This window comes from Bradyrhizobium sp. Pha-3 (assembly GCF_042258615.1).
Classification (GTDB): domain Bacteria; phylum Pseudomonadota; class Alphaproteobacteria; order Rhizobiales; family Xanthobacteraceae; genus Bradyrhizobium.
Map to the genome: position 1 here is coordinate 1,320,425 of NZ_CP170152.1, position 23,050 is coordinate 1,343,474.

10 protein-coding genes are annotated in these 23,050 nt (G+C 65.7%); 8 read left to right on the plus strand and 2 right to left on the minus strand.

All coding sequences use genetic code 11. From position 1 onward, the window contains the following. From ACE10Z_RS06205 to ACE10Z_RS06225, 5 genes are all read left to right on the plus strand, one after another. The gene (locus ACE10Z_RS06205; protein ID WP_375787150.1) at positions 1 to 1,467 is read left to right on the plus strand and encodes a PepSY domain-containing protein; all 1,467 of its coding nucleotides are present in this window, start codon (positions 1 to 3) and stop codon (positions 1,465 to 1,467) included. A gap of 188 nt (positions 1,468 to 1,655) precedes the next feature. Beyond that, positions 1,656 to 2,342, plus strand: a complete 687-nt coding sequence (locus tag ACE10Z_RS06210) for an STN domain-containing protein (protein WP_375787151.1) — start codon at positions 1,656 to 1,658, stop codon at positions 2,340 to 2,342. Further along, the gene (locus tag ACE10Z_RS06215) at positions 2,339 to 2,881 is read left to right on the plus strand and encodes an RNA polymerase sigma factor (RefSeq protein ID WP_375787152.1); all 543 of its coding nucleotides are present in this window, start codon (positions 2,339 to 2,341) and stop codon (positions 2,879 to 2,881) included. Before ACE10Z_RS06210 ends, ACE10Z_RS06215 begins: the two co-directional genes overlap by 4 nt. 62 nt (positions 2,882 to 2,943) lie before the next feature. Continuing rightward, positions 2,944 to 3,924 carry a FecR family protein gene (locus tag ACE10Z_RS06220; RefSeq protein ID WP_375787153.1) on the plus strand — a complete coding sequence of 327 codons (981 nt, stop codon included), beginning with the start codon at positions 2,944 to 2,946 and terminating at the stop codon, positions 3,922 to 3,924. A 196-nt stretch (positions 3,925 to 4,120) separates the two neighbouring features. After that, on the plus strand, positions 4,121 to 16,270 hold the full coding sequence (locus ACE10Z_RS06225) for a filamentous haemagglutinin family protein (protein ID WP_375787154.1): 12,150 nt from the start codon (positions 4,121 to 4,123) through the stop codon (positions 16,268 to 16,270). 88 nt (positions 16,271 to 16,358) lie between these two features. Here ACE10Z_RS06225 and ACE10Z_RS06230 read toward each other — a convergent pair whose 3' ends face one another. Together ACE10Z_RS06230 and gspD are read right to left on the minus strand one after the other, a co-directional pair. Next, entirely contained in the window at positions 16,359 to 16,832 is a 474-nt protein-coding gene (locus tag ACE10Z_RS06230) for a tetratricopeptide repeat protein (protein ID WP_375787155.1), read from the minus strand. 76 nt (positions 16,833 to 16,908) lie between these two features. Beyond that, on the minus strand, positions 16,909 to 19,287 hold the full coding sequence (gene gspD, locus ACE10Z_RS06235; protein WP_375787156.1) for a type II secretion system secretin GspD: 2,379 nt from the start codon (positions 19,285 to 19,287) through the stop codon (positions 16,909 to 16,911). Between the two features lie 322 nt (positions 19,288 to 19,609). Here gspD and ACE10Z_RS06240 point away from each other — a divergent pair, with 322 nt between their 5' ends. From ACE10Z_RS06240 to gspG, 3 genes are read left to right on the plus strand one after another with little or no spacing between them, the layout of a single operon-like run. Continuing rightward, positions 19,610 to 21,286, plus strand: coding sequence for a GspE/PulE family protein (locus ACE10Z_RS06240; protein WP_375787157.1), 1,677 nt, complete (start codon positions 19,610 to 19,612; stop codon positions 21,284 to 21,286). Between the two features lie 4 nt (positions 21,287 to 21,290). Beyond that, positions 21,291 to 22,502: a type II secretion system F family protein gene (locus tag ACE10Z_RS06245; protein WP_375787158.1), complete on the plus strand. Its 1,212-nt coding sequence runs from the start codon at positions 21,291 to 21,293 to the stop codon at positions 22,500 to 22,502. Between the two features lie 53 nt (positions 22,503 to 22,555). Continuing rightward, positions 22,556 to 23,038, plus strand: a complete 483-nt coding sequence (gspG, locus tag ACE10Z_RS06250; RefSeq protein WP_375787159.1) for a type II secretion system major pseudopilin GspG — start codon at positions 22,556 to 22,558, stop codon at positions 23,036 to 23,038. Positions 23,039 to 23,050 lie beyond the last annotated feature (12 nt).

Consider the following 23,050-nt stretch of genomic DNA (forward strand, 5'->3'; position numbering starts at 1 on the left):
ATGCGCAACGCTCTGATCCGGCGAGGGCGGCGATGGCTCTATGTCGTCCATCGCTGGATCGGCATTGCGACATGTCTCTTCTTCGCGATGTGGTTCATCTCCGGCCTCGTCATGATGTACGTGGCCTTTCCGCGCCTCACTGACGACGAGCGCCTCTCTGCGCTCCCTGTCATCGTTTGGAACAAGGTGCAGGTCGCTCCTGATCGCGCGATGGCGATCGCGGGCATGGAGCATTATCCGCGCGATCTCCGTCTCTCGATGATGGACGACGTTCCGGTCTATCGCGTGACCGGATGGAAGGGTGGCGCCGTCACCATTTCGGCGATCGACGGCGGCGTGATCGACCGGATCACGCCGGATCAGGCCCTTGCTGTCGCCCGGCACCACACGCGTGCCGTGCAGCCGCAACTGCTCGATACCGTGACGCGCGATCAATGGTCGGTCACCGCGCGCTTCGATCCGTTGCGGCCGCTCTATTTGATCGGCCTCGGCGATCCCGATGGTACCGAGCTCTATGTCTCGTCGCGCAGCGGCGAGATCGCGCTCGATACCACCCGGCAGGAGCGCGTCTGGAACTGGCTCGGATCGATCCCGCACTGGATCTATCCGACCGTGTTGCGCAAGGACGGTCCGCTGTGGCGGGACGTGGTGCTGTGGATATCGGGCATCTGCCTCGTCGTCGCGGTCACCGGCTTCTGGATCGGCATTCTCCGCCTGCGGCTGGCGAGCCGTTACGCTGATGGCGCCGTCTCGCCCTATCGCGGCTGGATGGCCTGGCATCATATAGCCGGTCTTGTCGGCGGCATCTTCGTCTTCACCTGGATGTTCAGCGGCTGGCTGTCGCTCAATCCCGGCGGCGCGTTCTCCGGCCGCGGCCTCACGCGCGAGGTCGCGGTCGGCTACAGCGGCCACGACACGCCCGATATCGTCGCCGGCTTGCCGTCGCGGCCGTCGGAATCGGCAGTGGAGGCGCACTTCGTCTGGATCGGCGGACACCGGCTGATGCTGCTCGACGACAGCAACGGCCGTCGCAGCCTCGCCGATCCAGTGACCGGCGCGCCCGTGACGCTCTCGCAGGACGAGATCATCACAGCTGCGCGCGGCGCGATGCCGAAGGCTGCAATACTGTCGGCGCGGCAGCTCGATGAACCGGACGCCTACTGGTACACGCTGCATCATCAGCGCGAGCTTCCCGTGTTGCGGATCGGCTTCGACGATCTTGCCCACACCTGGCTGCACGTCTCCCCGGTCACCGGCGAAATCCTCGACCGCAGCGACGACAGCCGCCGCTCCTATCGCTGGCTGTTCAACGCACTGCACAGCCTGGACTTCCCGCTGCTGCTGCGCATCTGGCCGGCGCGCGACGTCGTGGTCTGGCTGCTGTCGGCGGTCGGCACAATCGTCTCGATCAGCGGTATCGTGATCGGCTGGCGCCGGTTGCGGCGGCGCAAGGTGCGCCCGGCGTGAGGACGCCGTCCTTGTTAGCAGATTGTCACAATCTATTCCTATGTTGCGCCTGCCGCGGGTTTTGATGAACGGCTGTATCGATCACCGATGGATCGTGCTGTTCAGTTGGGGCTTGAGGATCAAGGCGGCGCCTCATGCACTTTGTTCAATGGGTCGGAAGATCGGGGCTGCGCGCGAAGCATGATCGGATGTGGCAGCGCCTTCTCGCCCTGGTCATAGGCACTCTCGTTGCCGGGAATATCCAGACGGTAACGATGGCCGGGAGCCCTGAATCAGTTCGGACACCGGCAACGGTCGATTTCAATATTGCGGCCCAGCCCCTGGTCTCCGCACTCGATGCCTACAGCGCGGCCACCGGTCGTCAGGTCGTGTACGACGCCACCCTGGCGGCAGGTCGCAGCGCGCGGGCCGTCAAGGGATCGATGACGCCCGACATGGCGTTGCAGCTTCTGCTCGAAGGAACCGGTCTGGTCGCGGTCTATGCCGCGGCGAACGCCTTCACGATTGTACCTGCGGCTACCGCGCCGCAGACGGCGTCGATGCACAGCTTCATGCCGTATCTTGCGGCCGTCCAGAGCAGCGTCGAGGAAGCATTCTGCCGGTCCGCGCTGACCGCGCCGGGCGGCTATCGGATCAAGTTCAGGTTCTGGATCGGGCACGCTGGCGAAGTGCTGCAGCCCCAGCTGCTCGGCTCGACCGATGACGGCGCGCGTGACCGGGCGATCGCCGCCATGTTGGGTGCTGTCGTGATCGGCCGGCCGCCGCCGCCGGACATGCCGCAGCCCGTCATGATGGCGGTTTCGCCGCGGCCGCCTTCCGAGACCGGCGACTGTGCTGCGCGTGACCCAAGGCGCCCGGGACTGGTCGCGCGATGACGGAAACCACTTCGACCACGCTTCGGCAGGTGCTCGTCGAGCGCTACGACGAGCTTCGGCGCCGCCTCGCGCGGCGTCTCGGCGACGAGAAGGCGCGCGAAACCCTTCACGAGACGTGGCTGCATCTTCGCGACAAGAACGGCCCGGGCGTGGTGGACAGCCCGATCGGCTATCTGCTGCGCAGTGCGCTCAATCTTGCGATCAGCCGCGAGCGCCAGGAGACGCGCCGGATCAAGCGGTTCGAGGTGCAGCCGATGCTCGAGATCGCCGACGCGGCGCCCGGCCCGGAACGCGAGGTCGAATCGCGGGAGCAGATTGCGCACCTGGAGCAGGTGCTTGAGGAACTCACGCCGCGCCGCCGCACGATCCTGCTCGCATCCCGCCTGGAAGGCACGCCGCTCCGGGAAATCGCCGCGCGCCTCGGGGTTTCGCAGCGTTTGGTGGAGCTTGAGCTGAAAGCCGCGCTCGAGCATTGCGCCAAGCGGTTTAATAAAAAAGTCACAAGACGTTTCGGTCCGGCACCGCGGGAAACGTCCTGATAGGAGAGCGTCAGAGTGTTGCGTATTTGGATGGAAGTGCTGCCAAGAGAAACGCCCGATCGATGACACGGAGCGACGAACCGTCGGAGGAGCTGACCGCGATCGAGAGCGAGGCGCTTGCACGCGTCCAGCGGCTTGGTTCGGGTCGGGCCACTCGACGGGACATCGAGGAGACCAAGCACTGGGGAAGCCAGAGCACCGCTCATTCGGAGGCGCTGGCACAGGCCAGCCTGCTGTGGGATCAGCTCGGCCCGGCCGGCGCCAACCTGCTGAAGCGGCGTGGCGATTCCATGCTGGCGGATGTCCGGCGGCAGCCGCGAATGACGCGGCGGGCGGTGCTGGGAGGTGCACTTGCGACGTCGGCCGCCGCGTATCTCGTGGTGTCGCCGCCCTTGCAGTTGTGGCCATCGCTGCAGGATGTGATGGCGGATTATCGCACCGCTGCCGGCGAGCAGCGCAAGCTCACGATCGATGGCGGTGTCAAGGTGACGCTGAACACCGGAACCAGCGTCAATGTCCAGCCCAGCGAGGCCAGCCTCGATCGGATCGAGATCCTGACCGGGGAAGCCGTGATCGCGACGGCTTCGGCGAGCCGCGAGGTGCGTGTGGTTGCCGGCGACGGCGAGATGAGTGCGCGCCAGGCACAATTCAACGTCCGTCATGAGCAGCCCGGCACCTGCGTGACGTGTCTCGATGGCGAGGTCCAGGTCACCCGCCACGGCTCCGTCGCGGCGCTGCGTGCGGGGCAACAGGTCAGTTATGCAGCGCGTGGTCTCGCGGCGCCGATGTCGGTCGATCCTGCTGAGGTGACGGCCTGGCGCGACGGAATGCTGATCTTTCACGATGCTCCGCTTGGCAACGTCGTGACCGAGATCAATCGCTACCGGTCGGGCAAGGTCATGGTGACAAACGCGGAATTGGAACGCCGTCTCGTCAACGGTCGGTTCCGCATCGACAATGTCGATGGCATCCTGGCCATGTTCCAGCAAATCTTCGGCGCGAAGGCGCGACATCTGCCCGGCGGCATCGTGCTGCTGAGCTGACGTCGAGCGAGCCATGAAAGCGCGCATCATGCCTGCGCAGGAATTGTGATGCAGCCCGCGATTTTGTCGTTCGGTCCCACCGATCAAATGGCGTCCTTGGAGACGAGAAGCCTGGCATACGGTCAAGCCGTGTGACGAGCACCTGCGCAGATCCGATCTGCGCATCTTTCCGTCCGTTGTTCCCAGGGGACATCCTATGCCGTCTCGTCAGCGCGTTGCCCGCCGTCCTCGTCTCGATCCGCGTCGGGTCGCGCCGCTTCCGTCGCGGCAGCGGATCGGATTGGTATCGCGCTCCATGCTGCTCGCGGGAACAAGCACGTTGGCGCTGCTGCTGAGCGGGCTTGAGGGCGCATCCGCGCGTCCGCTCGGCAATTTCGCGACGACGACGTCGGCGCCGGCGATCGCCAGCGACGCGGCAACTGCCGCGGCCCAGCAGGCGAGGGAGGTCGCCAGGCAAAGCCAGGGCGCGCTGACGCGGGCGACCCAGGCCATCCAGGCGTTGCAGGCTGCGCAGTCCGCCGCACGCAGTGCAGCCGCCGCCTCGCAGCGATCGGCCACCTTGCCGCAGGTGGCGGTGCCGAACGGCCTCGCGCCGGGCGGGCTTCAGGTTGCGCCCGGTGCCGTGCCCGGCTCGAGCCTCTGGCAAGGTGCCGCCCTGCCGAGCCAGACCGCAAGCGGCGGTCAGACCGCGGTCACGATCAATCAGACCGCGCCGCAGGCGATCCTCAACTGGCAGAGCTTCAACGTCGGCAGCCAGACCACGCTCAATTTCAACCAGCAGGCCAGCAGCTGGACCGCGCTCAACCGCGTGGTCGGCAACACCGCACCGAGCCAGATCCTCGGCCGCATCACCGCGCCCGGCCAGGTGCTGGTGATCAACCAGAACGGCATCATCTTCGGCGGCGCGAGCCAGATCAATGTCGGCTCGCTGATCGCATCAACCGCCAATATCGCCGACAGCCAGTTCCGCGCCAGCGGGCTCTATTCGACCCAGAGCGGCACCAGCTATCTGCCGAGCTTCACCGGCGCCGGCGGCAAGATCGTGGTCGAGAGCGGCGCGCTGATCACCACCAATGCGCCGTCGTCGGTCACCTCCGGCGGCGGCTTCGTGCTCATGATGGGCACCGAAGTCGACAATGCCGGCGCCATCACCACGCCGAAGGGGCAGACCCAGTTCGCCGCCGGCGACGATTTCATCCTGCGCGCCGGCTACGGCACCAATGCCAACCAGAACTCGACCACGCGCGGCAACGAGATCGCGCCGGTGCTGTATCGCGGCAGCAGCAGCGGGACCGTCACCAACACGGGTCTCGTCCTCGCCCAGCAGGGCGACATCACGCTCGCCGGTCATGCCGTCACCCAGGATGGCATTCTCGTCTCCACCACCTCGGTCAACCAGCGCGGCACCATCCATCTGCTCAACTCGGCGTCCGACACGACCGGCAGCGTCACGCTGACCAATAACGGCATCAGCCTGATCCTGCCGGAGACCGATGCGGCGGCCGCACTGGTGGCCGGCATCGATCCGAACGCGACGGCGTTCAATTCGCAGCGCGACGCCCTGATCGCCTCGGCCAAGCCGAACCTGCTGGCGACCGGCCAGTTCGACAACCTCTCGACGCTGTCCGATCGGCCCGATCAGTCGCGCATCGAGATCGTCACCGGCGGCACCGTCGATTTCAGGAATGGCTCGCTGACCATGGCGCAGGGCGGCCAGGTGACGGCCGCAGCCGGCAAGCGGGTGTTCGCCGAAAGCGGATCGGTGATCGACGTCTCCGGCACCACCGGCACCGTGCTGCCGGTGTCGGCCAATGCGATCAAGGTCAACGTCCAGGGCAACGAGCTGCGCGACAGCCCGCAGAACCGCGACGGCGGCGCGCTCATCAACAGCAATCTGTGGATCGACGCCCGCGATCTGACGCTGGTGCCGGCCGGCACCGGCGGCTATGCGACGGACCGCTATTACACCGCGGGCGGGCTGCTCGAGGTCTCCGGCTATCTCAACAACACCGGCCACAAGATCGGCGAATGGACCGCGGTCGGCGGCACCATCACGCTGTCGGCACCGGAGGTGGTGGCGCAGCGCGGCGCGATCTTCAATATCTCGGGCGGCGCGGTGCAATATCAGAGCGGCTATGTGCAGCAGACGCTGCTGCTCGGCAATGACGGCCGCATCTACAATGCCGACGCTGCCCCGGCCAACCTGACCTATGTCGCGGTGGCCAACGGCTTCATCGTCAATCACGCGCACTGGAACGTGGTCGAGGTCTATCTCAGCCCGTTCGGCAAAGGCAGCTCGCGCTGGGAGAACGGCTACACCGTGGGCCGCGACGCCGGCAGTCTCGTTCTCGCGACCCCGACCTCGGTGTTCGAGGGCACGATCCTCGCCAATGTGATCGACGGCGAAAACCAGATCGCCAAGCGTCCGGCCGGCGTCGCCGACGGCTACAAGCTGACACAGAACGCCGTGCCGCTCGCCGGCACGCTCGCACTCGGGCAGTACAATGGTTATGGCCTCGCCAACGCCTACAACACCGATGTGTCGTTCGGCAACGTTGCGCCGGTCGCAGGCGGCCTGGACCTGACTTCCGCGCTGCCGGCGGATCGCACCAACACGGCCTGGTTCGATGCGCCGACGCTGAACAGCTTTGGCCTCGGCGGCCTCAACATCAATACATCCAACAAGATCGCGATCAATGCACCGCTGCAGCTCTCGGCCGGTGCGCAGGTCAAGCTGATCGCTCCGACGGTCGACGTCGCAGCCGACATCACCGCGCGCTCCGGCACCGTCACCGTGAGCAACATCCTCAATGCAGCGACCGGCACAGTTACGCTGACCAATGCGACCGGGGGCGCGTCGCTGACGCTGGAATCCGGCGTCACCATCGATACGCGCGGCCTGTGGGTCAATGCGCAGCTCGATCCGAACAGCGTGTCAGGTCTCGGCTTCCTCGACGGTGGCAACGTCACCTTCGATTCCACCGGTGACCTGACGCTCGCTGGTGGTAGCACGATCGATGTCTCATCGGGCGGAGCCATTCTCGCCAATGGCAAGACCCGGGGCGGCAAGGGCGGCAATGTTACGCTGATCGCCGTTGATCCGGCCGGCGGCGGCACCGCCGTCAATGGAATGTTGACGCTCGGCAGCAGCATTCGTGCGGCCGGCCTCAGCGGCGGCGGCACGCTGACCATCTCGACGCCGGGGACCGTGGTGATCAGCGATCAAGCAAGCCTGTTCGGCGGCACGCTGCTCGCCAACACGCCTGCGAAGGCGAACCTCGTCCTGGCGCAGCCGCTGACGATTCCCGCCGGCCAGCCGCTGCCGATGCCGTACAGCGTGGTGTTGACGCAGGCCCCTCTCGATACGCCACTGCCGGGCGGCGTCGTACCAGGCGATCAGCGCACCGACGGCAGCGGACAGTTCGGCGTCACCGTGCAAAACGACTGGGTCGTGCCGACAGGCATGACGGCCACCGATTGGAATACCATCACATTCTACCAGGCCGGCCAGACGATTCCGGCGGGCTCGAACATTTCCGCTTTCGGCGGCGCGTTCCCGGTCGGCTATGTCGTTCCGTCCGGGACATTTCCGAATGGCATCAGAACGCCAGCCTTCACCTACACGATTGCGGCCGGGAGCGCGCGGTCAACGGACACCACATACGCGCCAGGCGCTGTGATCCCTGCCGGAACCAGCCTCGGCGTCACCGTCGCGGTCCAGTCGCCGGTCGTCCTCACGCCAAGCCTCTTTGCATCCGGTTTCGCGAACTACGACATCAACGGCGGGACGGAGACGCTGGTGACGAATGGGACGGCCGTTGTGCCGACCATGCCGGTCTACCGGTTCACGGCGAGCAGCTATGCCGCGCGGACCGGTACCGATCCGGCAACGGCACTGTCGTTGTGGCAGCCGCCGCTGTTCACCGAGAGCCCGCTGAACGCGACGCTGACGCAGCGGGCCGGCGCCAGCGTAACGCTGCATTCATTGATCAAGGGCGGCCTGGAGCACGGTGGTGGTCCGATCGTGATCGGCGACGGTGCATCGATCACGGTCGATCCCGGTCAGAGCATCAAGCTCGATGACTATAATCAGATCACGATGGACGGCCGGCTGACCGCGCATGGTGGCAGCATCACGCTGATCAACGAGTCCGACAATTCACTGGGGGCCTCGCGCAACTTCGACGCGTACGGCCAGGGCCGTGCCCTGTCGCTGTGGATCGGCGCAAATGCCGCGGTCGACGTGTCGGGCGCGGCTTACACGGCCACTGACACCACGGGACGGACGTATGGCACCGTCACCGATGGCGGCAGCATCAACCTGGGTGGCGCAACCGGCTTCGTGATCGTCCGGCCCGGCGCCGAACTCAATGCCGACGGCGCCGGCATCACCGTCAACTCCGCTGCCGGCATGTCACCAAATGCGGCCGGCAGCGCGCAGGCGCTCGTGAGCAATGGCGGCTCCATCGCACTCAGCTCATCGAGCGGCCTCTATCTCGATGGCAATATCCACGCCGCGGCCGGCGGTGCGGGCGCGGCGGGCGGCAGCCTGTCGATCTCGCTATCCAGCGCCGTTTTTCCCGGCGACGGCTCCTTCGTGCCGAATAATGCGCTCGTACCTAGTACGATCATCGTGACCCAGACGCAGCAAGCGCTGCTGCCTGTCGACATCGCGCCGGGGACCGACGCTTCGAAGCTGACATTCGGCCAGGCCGTGGTCAGTGCCGACATGGTCAAGGCCGGCGGCTTCGGCAATCTGTCGCTGAGTTCGGGCGACTACATGCAGTTCTCCGGCAATTTGTCGCTCGCGCTTGGCCAAAGCATTACGCTCACGGCTGCCGCCTTCACGTCGGGCGCGGCGGTGCCGGGCCTGCCGGTCCCCGTCGGTTCGCCAAGCAAGCCGGATCCTTCCGCGCCGATTCCGACCGGCGATGTCCTGCTGTCGGCGCCCTATGTATTGCTGCGCGAACCGGCGGCGACCACCGCCGGATTCATCGGCAATCCCGGCTCGGCCGGCGTTCCGAGCAGGGCGAGTTTCGAGGTCGATGCCAACCAGATCGACGTTCAGGGGCTGATCCAGTTCTCGGCATCCGCGCCGAACAGCATGTATTCGCCTGGCTTTGCCGACGTCAGGTTCGTGAGCAAGGGGGACATCCGTTTCCTGGGCCTCTCCACACCGGGGCAGGCGACGCGGCTCTCGACCGACTGGAATCTCGATCTCATTCCCGCCCAGCTCTATCCGGCCACCGGCGTTGTCGCGGTCGTCACCGCCGGGCAGAACAATTTTACGGCTGCGCAGTCCGATCAGCCGCCCACGCTGACCATCGGCCGCAGCACCGATACCATACCGGACGCACCGCTGTCGGTGTTCGGCAGCCTCGCGCTCGCCGCGCCTGTCGTCGAGCAGGGCGGCATCGTCCGCGCGCCATTCGGAGCCATCGTGCTCGGCAATAACAATCCGTTCGACAACCGCATTCCGACGCAACGGGTCGACGTGCTGCCGGGCAGCCTGACCTCGGTCTCGATGGCGGGCATGTCCATCCCCTATGGCGGCACCATCGATGGCGTGACCTACAGCTACAACGGGTCGAGCGTGAGCCGGATCGACGTGACGAACTTCGGCAATGTTGGCCATCAGTCCGGCGTCACACTGGACAGTCAATCCATCAACGTCGAAAGTGGTGCAACGCTCGACATGTCGGGCGGCGGCATCCTCAGCGGAGCCGCGTTCATTTCGGGTCGCGGCGGCTCGGTGAACGTGCTCAACACGCCGCTGATCAACGCCAATCCGGCCACGCCTGTCAGCAAGCCGAGCGACAAGGTGTATGCCATCCTGCCTGGCTATGCGTCCGGCTATGCGCCCGTTGCGCCCGAAAATGGCGCTGGCGATCCGGCCATCGGCCAGCAGATCACCGTTCCGGCCGGCGTGCCGGGCCTGCCGGCAGGCACCTATACATTGCTTCCGTCGAACTATGCGTTGTTGCCTGGCGCCTATCGCGTTGAACTTGGCGCGGGCACGCGAACGCCGATCAACGGCGCCGTCACGATCGGCAACGGCACATATGTGACCTCGGCGTATACGAGCACCACCAATACCGCGATCAGAAGCGCGCTTGCATCGCTGGTGTTGATCACTCCGGGCACGTCTGTACGGAAATATTCACAGTACAACGAACAGGGCTACAGCGACTTCATGATCGCCAATGCCACACAGTTCGGCGGCGTACGTCCACTGCTGCCGGCCGACGGCAAGATGTTGATGCTGGCGTTCGAGACGCCATCGACGACGCCACCAACCGCGCCCGCACTGACATTCAACGGCACCGCGCTGTTACAGGCCGGACAAGGCGGCTTCGCGGGACAAGTGGCCCTGTCAGGCGTAGATGAAATCTATGCTGGCTCGCCAACACCGGGCTTTGCCGGCGTATCCGTCCGCGCAGGTGATCTGGACGCGATCGGCGCTCCACGGCTGATCGTCAACGGCTCCGATGGCATCGTCAACGGCACGATGATCTTTTCCGGCGGAAGAGACCTCCACATTCGCGACGGCGTCACGCTGACCGCCAGTGAAGTGTTCCTGGTCGGTGGCAACATCACGGTCGGCAACAACGTCACGCTCAGCACCATCGGGCAGGGGCCTGCGTCGTTCGACTCCACCTCTCTTGGCGTGAGCTACACCACGGGCTCCGGAACAACGGTGCTGGCGCTGTCCAACGGCAACCTCGACTTTCTGGGTTCGAATGGCGGCTCGGGCGCGATCACGATCGGTGCCAACTCGCAGCTCTATTCCGAAGGCACGCTGGTGTTTGCCACCAACGGCGCCTCGAACATCGATCCGTCCGCGCATTTCGGATCGCGCAACATCACGCTCGCGGTCGGCAGCATCAATATCGGCGACAGCGGCACGATCGGTGCGTCGGGTGCGCCGACCGGCTTTATGTTCAACCAAGCCCTGTTCGATACGCTCGTCCACGGCGACCCCACCCATGCCGCGCCTGCGCTGGAGAAGATCACGCTGAGCGCTGCGAACTCCGTCAACCTGTTCGGCTCGACCGGTCTCGATGCCACCGGCACCGGCATCGATCTCGTGCTGAATACGCCGGCGATCTATGGCTACGGGAGCGCCGGCGACACCGCGACGATCGCCGCGGGCAAGATCACCTGGAACGGCATCGCCGGCGCGCCGCCGCCGGCGCTTGGGGCCGGTGGGCTCGGGAGCGGCCTCGGCACGCTCAATCTCGTTGCGGGCGAGATCGATTTCGGCAAGGTCGCCTCGCTGGATACGACGGCCCCGAGCCGCGTCATCTACGGCTTCGGCAACGTCAGCATGACGGCCAGCTCGCAGATCGTCTCCGCCGGCAACAGTTCGCTGTACGTCTACCAGGCGCCGAGCACGGCGGCCGGCGCGGTGTTCGGCCAGAGCGGCACCGGCGGAAACCTGACGCTGTCGACGCCGCTGCTGACCGGCGGACAGAAGTCGATCATGAATTATACCACCGGCGGCGCGCTTGATATCACCGTGCCCGCGGGGCTCGCGCCGAGCGCGGCGACGTCCACGGTCTCCGGCGCCGAGATCGACCTGACCGGCGACAGCGTCGCGAACGCCAGCACCGTCCTGTTGCCGAGCGGCAAGCTGATGGTGAACGCGACCAACAACATCACGCTCGGGAGCGGCGGCCGCATCGATCTCTCCGGCCAGGCCTCGATGATCCAGCGCGCGACTGTCTATGGCTTCGGCGGCACCGCGATCTTCAACAGCAGCCACGGCGGATTCACGCAGGCGGCCGGCTCCGTGATCGATGTGTCCGCCACCAACGCCAGCGGCGGATCGATCAGCGTCAGCGCCGGCAGCGGAGCGGTCTCGTTCGGCGGCCGCCTCGTGGGCAGTGCCACCGGCAGCAACACCAGCGGCGATTTCAGCGTCACCGCCGCGAGCATGAGTAGCGCGGATTTCGCCGCGCTCAATGCGCTCCTGACGCAAGGCGGCCTGTTCGATGCCCGCAGCTTCGACATCAAGAGCGGGGACCTCGCGATCGGTGACGGCGTCAAGGCGCACAGCGTGACGGTCTCGGTCGATAGCGGTGGCTTGATTGTCGCCGGCACGATCGACGCCAGCGGCGCCGCACCCGGCACGATCCGCCTTTCGGCCGGCAACGGCCTCACGCTTGCATCGAGCGCCGTGCTCGATGCTCACGGCACGGTGTTGCAGACGGACAGCTACGGCCAGCCGATCGAGGCCAAGAACCGCGGCCATATCGAGTTGACCGCGGCTCGCGGCACGCTGACGTTGATGTCAGGCGCAACCCTGGATCTCACGGTGCCGGATCCCAACGGCATCGCCTATGGCGATGTCGTGCTGAACGCACCGCGCGTCGACGAGACATCGGGTAACATTGCGATCAACGCAGCCAGCTCGCTCACGATCAAGGGAGCGAACAGCATCGCGCTGAATGCGTTCTGGACCTACGATCTGCCTGATGGCAGCACCATCACCCAGGTGACGCTCGATGGCTACGACACGGCGAGCACCGCCTTCATCAACGCCGCACTGGGCAATGCGCGGTGGTCGGCAAACTTCTCCGGTCTGTCGGCCTATGGCAGTGCATTCCATCTGCGTCCAGGTGTCGAGATCACGTCGAGCGGCGACCTGTCGACTTCGGGCGATATCGACCTTGCCAAGTATCGCTACGGCGCGGGTGCGGATCGTGATCCGAACTCGGTAGCGTACGGTGCAGGCGAGCCCATCGCCCTCGTGGTCCGCGCGGGCGGCAATCTCTCAATCAATGGAAGCATCTCGGATGGATTTAGGGCCGGCAGAGGCACCGATCCCACCAACGTCGCCATTTTGCCTGCCTCCCTGTCCACCGACACGGCTCACTTCGCCGCGCAAGGCACTCTGCTGTGGCGGCTGGTAGCCGGCAACACGGTTACAGTCACTGCACCGGGAGGCTGGACCGTACCGACCTTGGTGACCGGAGCCGGGTTCCCGCTTCCTTTCCGGCCGCAAGGCGCTGACGGCACGACCTACGCGTCGGGCACTGTGATCCCGAAAGGGACCCTGTTGACGCGTCTCTATATTCCCAAAGGTAACGAAGCTTCCGTGACCGGACTGTCGCTTCAGACCGACCCCGGCAGTCCTGCTCCGGCTGCAACGTCGGCACGCGCGGTGATGCTGCCTGCCGGCTCGCTCTCCGCCTCAATCCGCCTGGTCGCGGGCGCCGATCTCGCTGCGGCTGACCAGCGGATGCTTCGGACGACGCAGACGCTCAACGGAGCGGGCAACCTTATCTTGAACGATCCCGCTTACAATCTGGTGCCGAACGGCACGTTCTTCAGTGTCCTCCGTACCGGCACCGGCAGTCTCGAGTTGCTGGCGGCCGGAAGCTTCAGCGAGGCCACGCCCTACGGCGTCTACACCGCCGGCACGCAATCCGCGCCTATTCTTGCGCCCAATGGTAGCAATCCCTACGATCTGACCGGGACCCTAACCGGCGGTGCACAGCACGCATGGTATCCAACCCACGGCGGCGATCTGTCGCTCATGGCGCAGCAGGATGTCAGAGGTTACATCACGACCGCGGACAATACGTTCCACTATGTCGACACGGACCGGATCGGCAACTGGCTGCAAACCCAGGGCGGCGGCGGACTGTCGCCTGATCCGACCGCGTGGTGGATCAACTTCGGCGCCCTCGTCAAGGCCGGCCTGGATGCACGCAGTGCCTCCCTTGTCGGCTTCCAGGGAATCGGCACGCTCGGTGGCGGCAACCTGACGGTGATCGCGGGCCGCAATGCCGGCGCGTCGGACGGCAGCGGCGCAAATATTTCCACCGGGCTCGATCTTGCGGTCGCTTCGACCGGGCGGCTGCTGCCGGACGGGACGCTGCTGCAGACCGGTGGTGGCGACCTGACGCTGAGCGTCGGAGGCATTCTCAATCCTATGAACCCACTCACCGCGTCGGGATCTGCGTGGCCCGATTATTTCGGGTCGGTTGCCGATCTGCGCGGCAACATCGGCGTTCGTGCCGGGGCGGTCGGAACTGTGGTGCAGAATGGGCGGAGCGGAGGGGCCTCTTCGGTCGATCCGCGCACGCTTGATCCATCCACCTTCAAGGATTCGATGAAAACGCCGGGCCCGACATTCACGCCGGGCGACGGCAGCGTCAGCGTCACGACACGCGGCGATCTCGTGATCAGCGGGGCGAGCGACGCGGGCATGGCGGCGTTGGTCAATGTCAATGGCGGCCCCTACACCCGGGTCAATGGCGACGGATCGACCACGCTGATGAGTTCGGGCGGGCGCACCAACTTCACGCTGTGGACGTCAGCCACTGCGATCAGCCTTTACGCAGCGGGCGGCGATGTGGCGCCATTGGCGGGAGACTCCGCCGGCAGGCAGGACGCGAACGGCTTCTATCCGGGAACGCTGATCGTTGCGGCCGCCAACGGCGATATCCGCTTTGCCGGGGGTCTCTCGATCGAGATGATGCCGTCGCCCTACGGCCAGCTCGAACTGCTGGCGGCAGGGTCGATCTACGGGCAGGGCCAGGTGCTGTCGATGTCGGGCGCCGACATGAGCGCACTGGCGACGCCATTCCATCCGGTGCTCTACATCGGCTCGAGAAACACCAACGCGTCGCCGGACGCAGCCTACCGCAACAACAATTTCAATGCGATCGCCTTTGGCGAGGACACGCCGGTCTCCAATCTGCATCAGGGGGATACCCAGCCAGCGCTGGTCTATGCCGGCGTCGATATCGACGATCTTGGCCTCGGCGCGACACTGACCATGATCCGCAGTGGCTCCAGCGGCTTCAATCCTCTGCATCGCACCTGGTATCTTGCGGCCAAGCCGTTCGAAGTCATCGCCGGACGCGATATCGTCGGCCTCGGTGCGACGCCGGACGTGTTCTTCAACACCAACCCCACCGGTGTTTCGCTGATGCAGGCCGGCCGCGACATCATCTACCAGTCGGTCAACGTGGTCGGCCCGGGCTTGCTTCAGACCCAGGCCGGCCGCAACCTGTACCAGGGCTATTATGGTTCGCTGACCAGCGTCGGGGATGTCGTCAACCCTGCCAACAGCGCGGGTGGCGCCGACATCACGGTGCTGACCGGCGTCGGCGCGAACGGCCCGGATTATGCCGATTTCGCCAAACGCTATTTCAATCCTGCCAATCAGCTGCCGAGTAATGGCACACCGCTTGCCGGCAGCGGCAAGGTGGTGCACGCCTATGGCGCTGAGTTGTTGGCATGGCTCCAGAAGCGTTACGGCTACGCCGGAAGCGCGGCCGACGCGCTCGCCTATTTCCTGGCGCTGCCGAGCGAGCAGCAGGGCGTCTTCGTCCGCCAGGTCTTCTATGAAGAACTGACCCTCGGCGGCCGCGAGTACAATGATGCGAACGGGCCGCGTTACAAGAGCTATCTGCGCGGCCGCGAGGCGATCGCGATGCTGTTTCCCGACCAGGATGCGAACGGCAGGCCGCTCACTTACTCAGGCGGGCTTACGATGTTCAGCGGCTTCGCGAAGGACCCTTCCAACGATCCGTATCAGGCCGATACCGGCATCCACACACAGTACGGTGGCGCGATCCAGGTCCTCAATCCGGGCGGGCGAACCATCCTCGGCGTGGAAAGCGTCACGCCGGGCGCGGGGTCCGGCCTGATCACGCAGGGACGCAACAGCCCGATCGACATCTATTCGCTCGGCAGCATCCTGCTTGGCCAGAGCCGCATCATGACGACTTTCGGCGGCAACATCCTCGCATGGTCCGCCACCGGCGACATCAACGCCGGCCGCGGCTCGAAGACCACAACGATCTTCACGCCGCCGCTGCTGAGCCAAGATAGCTACGGCAACGTCACGCTCTCGCCGGCTGCGCCCTCGAGTGGCGCCGGCATCGCCGCGCTCGCGACCATCCCCGGCACTCCGCCGAGCGACGTCGACCTGATCGCGCCGCTCGGCACCATCGATGCGGGCGAGGCCGGCATCCGCGTCTCGGGCAACGTCAACCTCGCCGCGCTGCAGGTGGTCAACGCCGCCAACATCCAGGTGCAGGGCACCTCGACCGGCATTCCGACGGTGCAAGGGCCGCCGGTCGCGGCGCTGACATCAGCGTCAAACACCACTGCCGCCAGCCAGCAGGCCGCGGCGCCACCGCCAAAGAACAATGACCAGCCGTCGATCGTGATCGTGGAAGTGCTCGGCTACGGCGGCGGCGACGGATCTCCGCCTCAGGGGCAGCCGGAGCAGCAGCGCAAGCCGCGCGAAAAGCAGAGCTACAACGAGAACAGCGCCTTCCAGGTCATCGGGCTCGGCGATGCGACGGGCTCGTCAGGCAGGTGACGCGCGAATGGACGACTTCCGGGAAAGCGAGCGGGCTCTCCCGGAATCGCCAGCGCGGCGCGCATAGACTTGGGATAGCGATCGGCGATTACTTGACCGTCAGATGCACGTCCGGTGCTTGCCGGTCGGGGACCCATTCCAATGCAAACCGCTGGCCGGCGATGATCTCATAGGTCGAGAGCTTGGATGCGACCGCATCGCGGAAGCGGAGATAGGCATCGCGCTGTCGCCCGCCGGTGCGGGCCGCCGCCAGATTGAGCCATTTGTAGGCCAGCAAGAAATCGGTCGGAACGCCGTGGCCCTTGTCGTAGCTCAGGCCGAGCATGGCTTGTGCGAACGGATCGCCCTGCATGGCGCCGCGATAGTAGAGATCGGCGGCGGCCGCGTAGGCCTGCGGTACGCCGAAGCCGTGCTCATACATGAAGCCGAGCATGCCGAGGGCTCTTGCGTTGCCGCGATCGGCGGCCGGCGAGAGCTCGTGAAATGCCCTGACATAGTCGCCGCGATGGAAGGCGGCCGTTCCGCGCGCAAGGCTGTCGGCGCTCGCGACCGATGCGGTCATCGCCCAGGCCACGACCGCAAGCGAAGCGTAAAGGTTTGTCCGAAGCGCGCGCGTAAGGAGCATCGTGTCGCCCCGCTCAATGGAAGCTGGTGGTGATCGGCGCATTGGTCGTCGTCGTGGCGATGCTGCCGCGCAGTTTCGAACGAAGCTCCTCGGCCACGATCTGGGCGTCGGAACCGTTGCGGATGATCTGCGGGCGAATGAAGATGATCAACTCGGTGCGCTGGGTGCCGTTGCTCTGATGCCCGAAGGCATCACCGAGGCCGGGAATCTGGTCAAGCACGGGCAGCGCGTTGCGGTTGCCGCTCTGCTGTTCGCTGATCAGGCCCGCCAGCAGCACGGTCTGGCCATTGGCGACCGCGATCTGGCTCTTGACCCTCCGTTCCGACACCGTCGGGGTCAGGCTGTTCGCGCTGGTCTGCGGAACGTTGCTGATCTCCTGCTCGACATCGAGCCGCACGGTGCCATTCACGCTGACGCGCGGCGAGACCCGCAGGATGATGCCGGTGTTGCGATAGTCGATGGTGTTGACCACCGTGTTGCTCCCGGTGAGCACCGTCGCGCTGCCGGTCGACACCGGGACGACGTCACCGACCTGCAGCGTCGCGACCTGGTTGTTGATCACGACCAGCGACGGATTGGAGAGCACCTTGACGCTGGTGACGGCATGCAGCGCATCCAGGATCAGGCTCGGCTGCGTCTCGGATCCGATCAGGAAGTTGAAACCCGGGAAGGCGCGGTTGATGAAGGCATTGGTGACCGAGCCTGCGACGGAGGCGACCCCGGTGGTCGCGTCCGTGGTGGTCGCGGGCGCCGTGGTGGCTTGAGTGCCCGTGAACGAGCCGACGTTCGGCTTCAGGCCGAGGTTCCTGCTGGTGAGGTAGGTCTGCACACCGTAGGACAGGGTGTTGTTGAGCGTGACCTCGGCGATCGTCGCATCGATCGCGACCTGGAGCTGCGGCTCGTCGATCTGCTGCAGCGTCGCCTCGATGATGCGGTAGTTGGCCTGGTCGGCATAGATCAGGAGATTGTTGTTCACGGCATCGGGCGTGATCCGCACATCCTGCATGACGGGCTGGCCGTTGCCTGAGCCTGAGCTAGCGCCGCGTCCGCTGTCCAGTGCGGCATTGTTGCCCTGGCCTTGATTGGGGTTGTTCGCTTGCCCGCCGGCGCCAAATCCCTGGCCGAGGCCCTGGCCCGTTGCGCCCGTCCCTGACGTGCCGCGCGAGGCAAAGCTGTTGGAGTTCGAGCCCAAGTTGCCGTTCGCCGACAGACGGTCGGCGACGCTTGACGTCGACGAGGTGCCGGAGCCGGGCGCGAGCTGGCTGTCGGCGCTGTCGAGCAAATTGCCGGACGATCCGCCGAGGAACATGTCGGTCAGAACCCGCGCGATCTGGCGCGCGTCGCCGTATTTGACGCGGTAGACATGGACCGAGGTGCGCGCGGTGTCGTTGCGGTCGAGGCGCTTGATCCAGGTCGCCGCCGTGTGCAGCATGTCCGGCTTCTTGGTCACCACCAGCACCGCGTTGAGGCGTGCGATTGGCATGAACTTGATGACGTTCTGGCTGAGGCCGTTCTCGCCGGAATCGACGATCTTCTCCAGCTCCGCAATGACGGGTGCGGGCGAGCCGCTCGAGATCGGGAAGATGCCGACCGATTGGCCGCGCATCCAGTCGACGTCGAAGCTGAGCACGGTGTCGACGGCGGTGCGGCGCTCGGCGCCGGTGCCCTGGATCAGGAGCAGATTGCGCGTCGTGTCGGCGCGGATCGAGCCCGCCCTGGTGGCGAAGCTGTCGGTCAGCTTCAGCAGGGTCTGCGCCGACACATATTGCAGGGGGACCACCGAGATGCCGAATCCGGGTTCGGGATTGGCGGCCGCGGCATCGACGCGGCCGCCGCCGACGGCGTCGCCGAGCGGCGTCAGGCGATAGCCCGCAGTATCCTTCAGCAACACCACGCCGCTCAGGCGAAGCGCGTTTTCAAGCACGAAAACCATGTCGGATTTCGGCACCGGTCGGACCGACACCAGGCTCACCGTGCCCTGTACCCGCGGGTCGATGGTGTACCCGACATGCAGGATGTCGCCGAGCACGACCTTGGCGACGGTCGCCACCGGCGTGCTTTCGAAATTCAGATCGAAGCCATTGCCGTTCGAGGCCGGCTGCGGCCGCGCGTCGGCGACCCCGGTCACTTCGCTTCCCTCATACATCGCCGCGCGGACGCTGCCGCCCTGGCTGCTGCCCGCCGCCGCCAGCCCGCTCACCGGTTGCGGCTGGCGCGGCAACAGATCGAGCGATCGCACCTTGTCGGTGACGTCGATCTGGGATGCGTCCACGCTCTCGCCGACCGTCGCGGAATTGCAGGACGCCAGCAACCCCAGCGAAGTCAGGGCAAAAATGGCCGCCAAGCCGCCCCGGATCGTCGGGCAGCGGCCCACTGTGCCTACGCGTTGCATGAAGGCCCTTCGCTCTGACTAACTGAAATTTCGACGGCGTGCGAGGATCGGTCCTACCCGGTGGGACTCTTAGCGATCGAACATGACAGAAATAAATTGGTTACATGATTGTCGTTCGCGACCTGCCATCGCATCGCACCAAATCTGTGCAGTCGGCGCGCCGCCGTGTCCGCCATGCCACGTCAAGGTTTCTTGAGCGAGGCGAACGATGTGACTTCGCACAGCTGTCACACTTCGGATCGATAACCGCAGAATTGCCGGGAGCCGAACGCGACGGCGCACGGCACGGACTGATCCGGGATAGTGTGGCGGGATATCGAGAATGGCCAACGACCTGTCCGTTCGGTTCGTGGATTATCTGCGTCAGAGCAATCACCTGGCGTCGATCGACGGATCGCCTGAACGGACCGGGCAAGGCGCCGACGTCAGGCAATTGAAACTGTGGGAGATCACCAGTCTCTCACCGACCGAGTTCGCCGACGAGGCCGCGCGCTTCTTCGCACTCGGCCGCCTGACGCTCCAGGATATGACCTCGGCCGAACCGCTGGTCGGAGCATTCTCGCCGCGTTTTCTGCGCGAGACCATGGTCTATCCGTGCCGGACGGCCGATGGGAGCACTGTCCTCGCGGTCGTCGACCCGACCGACCAGGCGACGCTGCGGGCGGCGCAGATCGTGCTCGGCGCCGGCATCAATGTGAAGGTGGCATCGTCGGAAGACGTCGCCATCGCCCTGAACAACTCTTCCAGCGCCGAGGAGGCCGAGACCACCGACACGGCCGCGGCGCTGCCTCGCGAAGACGACATCGAGAGCCTGCGCGATCTCGCCAGCGGTGCGCCGGTGGTGCGCGCGGTCAATGATCTGATCGAGAAGGCCGTCGAGCTCCGCGCCAGCGACATCCACATCGAGCCGTTTTCCTCCGGCCTCATGGTGCGCTTGCGGATCGATGGCCTGCTGCGCCCGGTCGCCGCGCTGTCGGGGGTGCTGCCACAGGCGGTGGTCTCCCGCATCAAGATCATCGCCAATCTCAACATCGCCGAGCGCCGCCTGCCGCAGGACGGCGCGGCGCGGCTGCGGGCCGGACGCACCGACATCGATATCCGCGTCGCGATCATGCCGATGCAACACGGCGAATCCGCCGTCATCCGCATCCTGCCCAAGGATCGCGGCCTGCTGGTCGTCGAAAAGCTGGGATTCTCTGAGCCCGACGAAGCCAAGCTGCGGCGGCTGCTGAAGCTGCCATACGGCATGGTCGTGATCACGGGACCGACCGGCAGCGGCAAGACCACGACGCTGGCGACGATCCTCTCGATCCTCAACGAGCCCAGCCGCAAGATTCTGACGATCGAGGACCCGGTCGAATACGAGATCCCCGGCGTCAACCAGTCCCAGGTCAAGCCGGCGATCGGTCTGACCTTCGCCACCGCGCTGCGGTCGTTCGTTCGCCAGGACCCTGATGTCATCATGGTCGGTGAAATCCGCGACTCGGAGACCGCGCATGTCGCGGTGCATGCTGCGCTGACGGGACATCTGGTGCTGACGACGCTGCACACCGAGACGGCGGCTGCCGCGGTGCCGCGCCTGCTCGACCTCGAGGTCGAAGGCTATCTGCTGCGCTCGGTGCTGCGCGGCGTGATCGCGCAGCGTCTGGTCCGGCAATTGTGCGAGCGCTGCAAGACCGCGCGGCCGCTGGCAACGGCCGATTTCACCGAGGATCCCCGGCTCGCCGCGCTCGGATTCCGGGAAGGCGAGATCATTCACGAGCCATGCGGCTGCGAACGTTGCGGCGGGACCGGTTATCGCGGCCGTCTCGGCGTGTTCGAGCTGCTCGAACTATCCAATGAACTCCGCGAACTGATCGGAGAACGAACCGACGGACTGAAGATCGATACCATGGCGATCAAGGCGGGCATGACCACGATGCTCGATGACGGGGTCGCGAAATGCCGCGCCGGATTGACCTCGCCCGCCGAGATCCTCCGCGTCGCGACGGTGCGGTGACGCCGTGCCGAATTATCGCTATCGCGCTTTGACCCAGGCCGGCGAGATCGTGAACGGCACGATCTCGGCGCCGACCGCGGCCGAGGTGGCGCGGCGGATCGAATATCTCAAGCTGCTGCCGATCGAAACCACCGAGGACAAGCGCGCATCCGGCACAGCCGGTGGTCGCAGCCTGTTCGGCGGGCCGAGTGCTGCCGAGGTGACCACGTTCACGCGCGATCTCGCGCTGCTGCTCAAGGCCGGCGCGCGCCTCGACGATGCCCTGGAGCTTTTGTCCGGCGATGCCGATGTCGGCCGGATGCGTCCGGTGGTGGCGAAAATCCGGGCGGCCTTGCTTACCGGCGAGAGCTTTGCCGATGCGGTGGCGGATCATCCGACCCTGTTCCAGCCGATGTACATCGCCCTGGTCCGGGTGGGGGAAATCTCCGGCACGCTCGACTCCGTGCTGGAGATGCTGGGAACCGAGCGTGCGCGTTCCGAGCAGATGCGGCGCAAGCTGACCGACGCCATGCAGTATCCGGCCTTCGTGCTGGTCGCGGCATCCGGCGTGATGCTGTTCTTCCTGCTGTTCGTGCTGCCGCAATTCTCGACCGTGCTCGGCGATTTCGGTGGCAAGTCGGATACCGCCCTCGCCAGCTTCATCGCGGTGTCGGATTTCCTGCGCGCCAACGCCACGGCGGCAAGCCTGATCAGTGCGGCAACGATTGCGCTCGCATGGTGGCTGCTGCGGCAGGCGCGCGTGCGCGCCGCGCTGGTCAGCGGGATCTCGCGGGTGCCGGGCATCAGCAGCGCCTTCCAGTTCTATCGCGCGAGCCTGTTCTGCCGCAATCTCGGCGTCCTGCTCGGCAGCGGCGTCAACCTCACGGCTGCATTGCGCATCCTCGTCGACATCATGGCAGTGACCGGGAGCGAGGCGAATTGGACCGCCGCCGCCGACCGCGTCCGCCATGGCGGAAAATTGTCGGACGCGCTCGCCGTGGCGGACAGCCTGCCGCCAATGGCGGTCCGCATGCTGCGGCTCGGTGAAGAGACCGGGCAGCTGCCGGTGCTGGCCGGGCGGGTTGCGGAATTCTACGAAGCAAAATTGCAGCGCAGCCTGGACCGTGTCGTCGGCATCGTCGGTCCGCTGGCGATCATCACGATCAGCACCGTCGTCGGCGGATTGATCGTATCGGTCATGACGGCGCTGCTCTCGGTCACGCAGCTAGTCGGTTAAAGCAGGGGTCATCGGTCATGATATCGCGCAACACGGTCATCGAAACATTCTCCATGCGAGCGGGACGCGATCCGGCGCGCTCACAACCGCCAAGGCGCTCGGGGCAGGAGGGCTTTACCCTCGTCGAGATGCTGGTGGTGATCGCGATCATCGGCCTCATCATGGGGCTGATCGGGCCGCGCGTGCTCAACTATCTCAGCGAATCCAAGGTCAAGACCTCGCGCATCCAGTTGCAGAGCTTCTCCAGCGCGCTCGACCTGTTCTACCTCGACGCCGGGCGCTTCCCGTCCACGGCGGAGGGACTTGCCGCGCTGGTCCGGCGCACGCCGGGCGTCGCCGCCTGGAACGGCCCGTATCTGAAGGGCGGCAACGTTCCGAACGATCCCTGGAATCATCCCTATCTCTATCGCTCGCCGGGCGAACACGGGCCTTACGACATCGTCTCCTATGGCTCCGATGGTCAGGAAGGCGGCAGCGGCACCTCGGCCGACATCTCGCTTGAAAAGACGACAGCCGCCAACAACGACCAACAATAAGGATGCATGGCG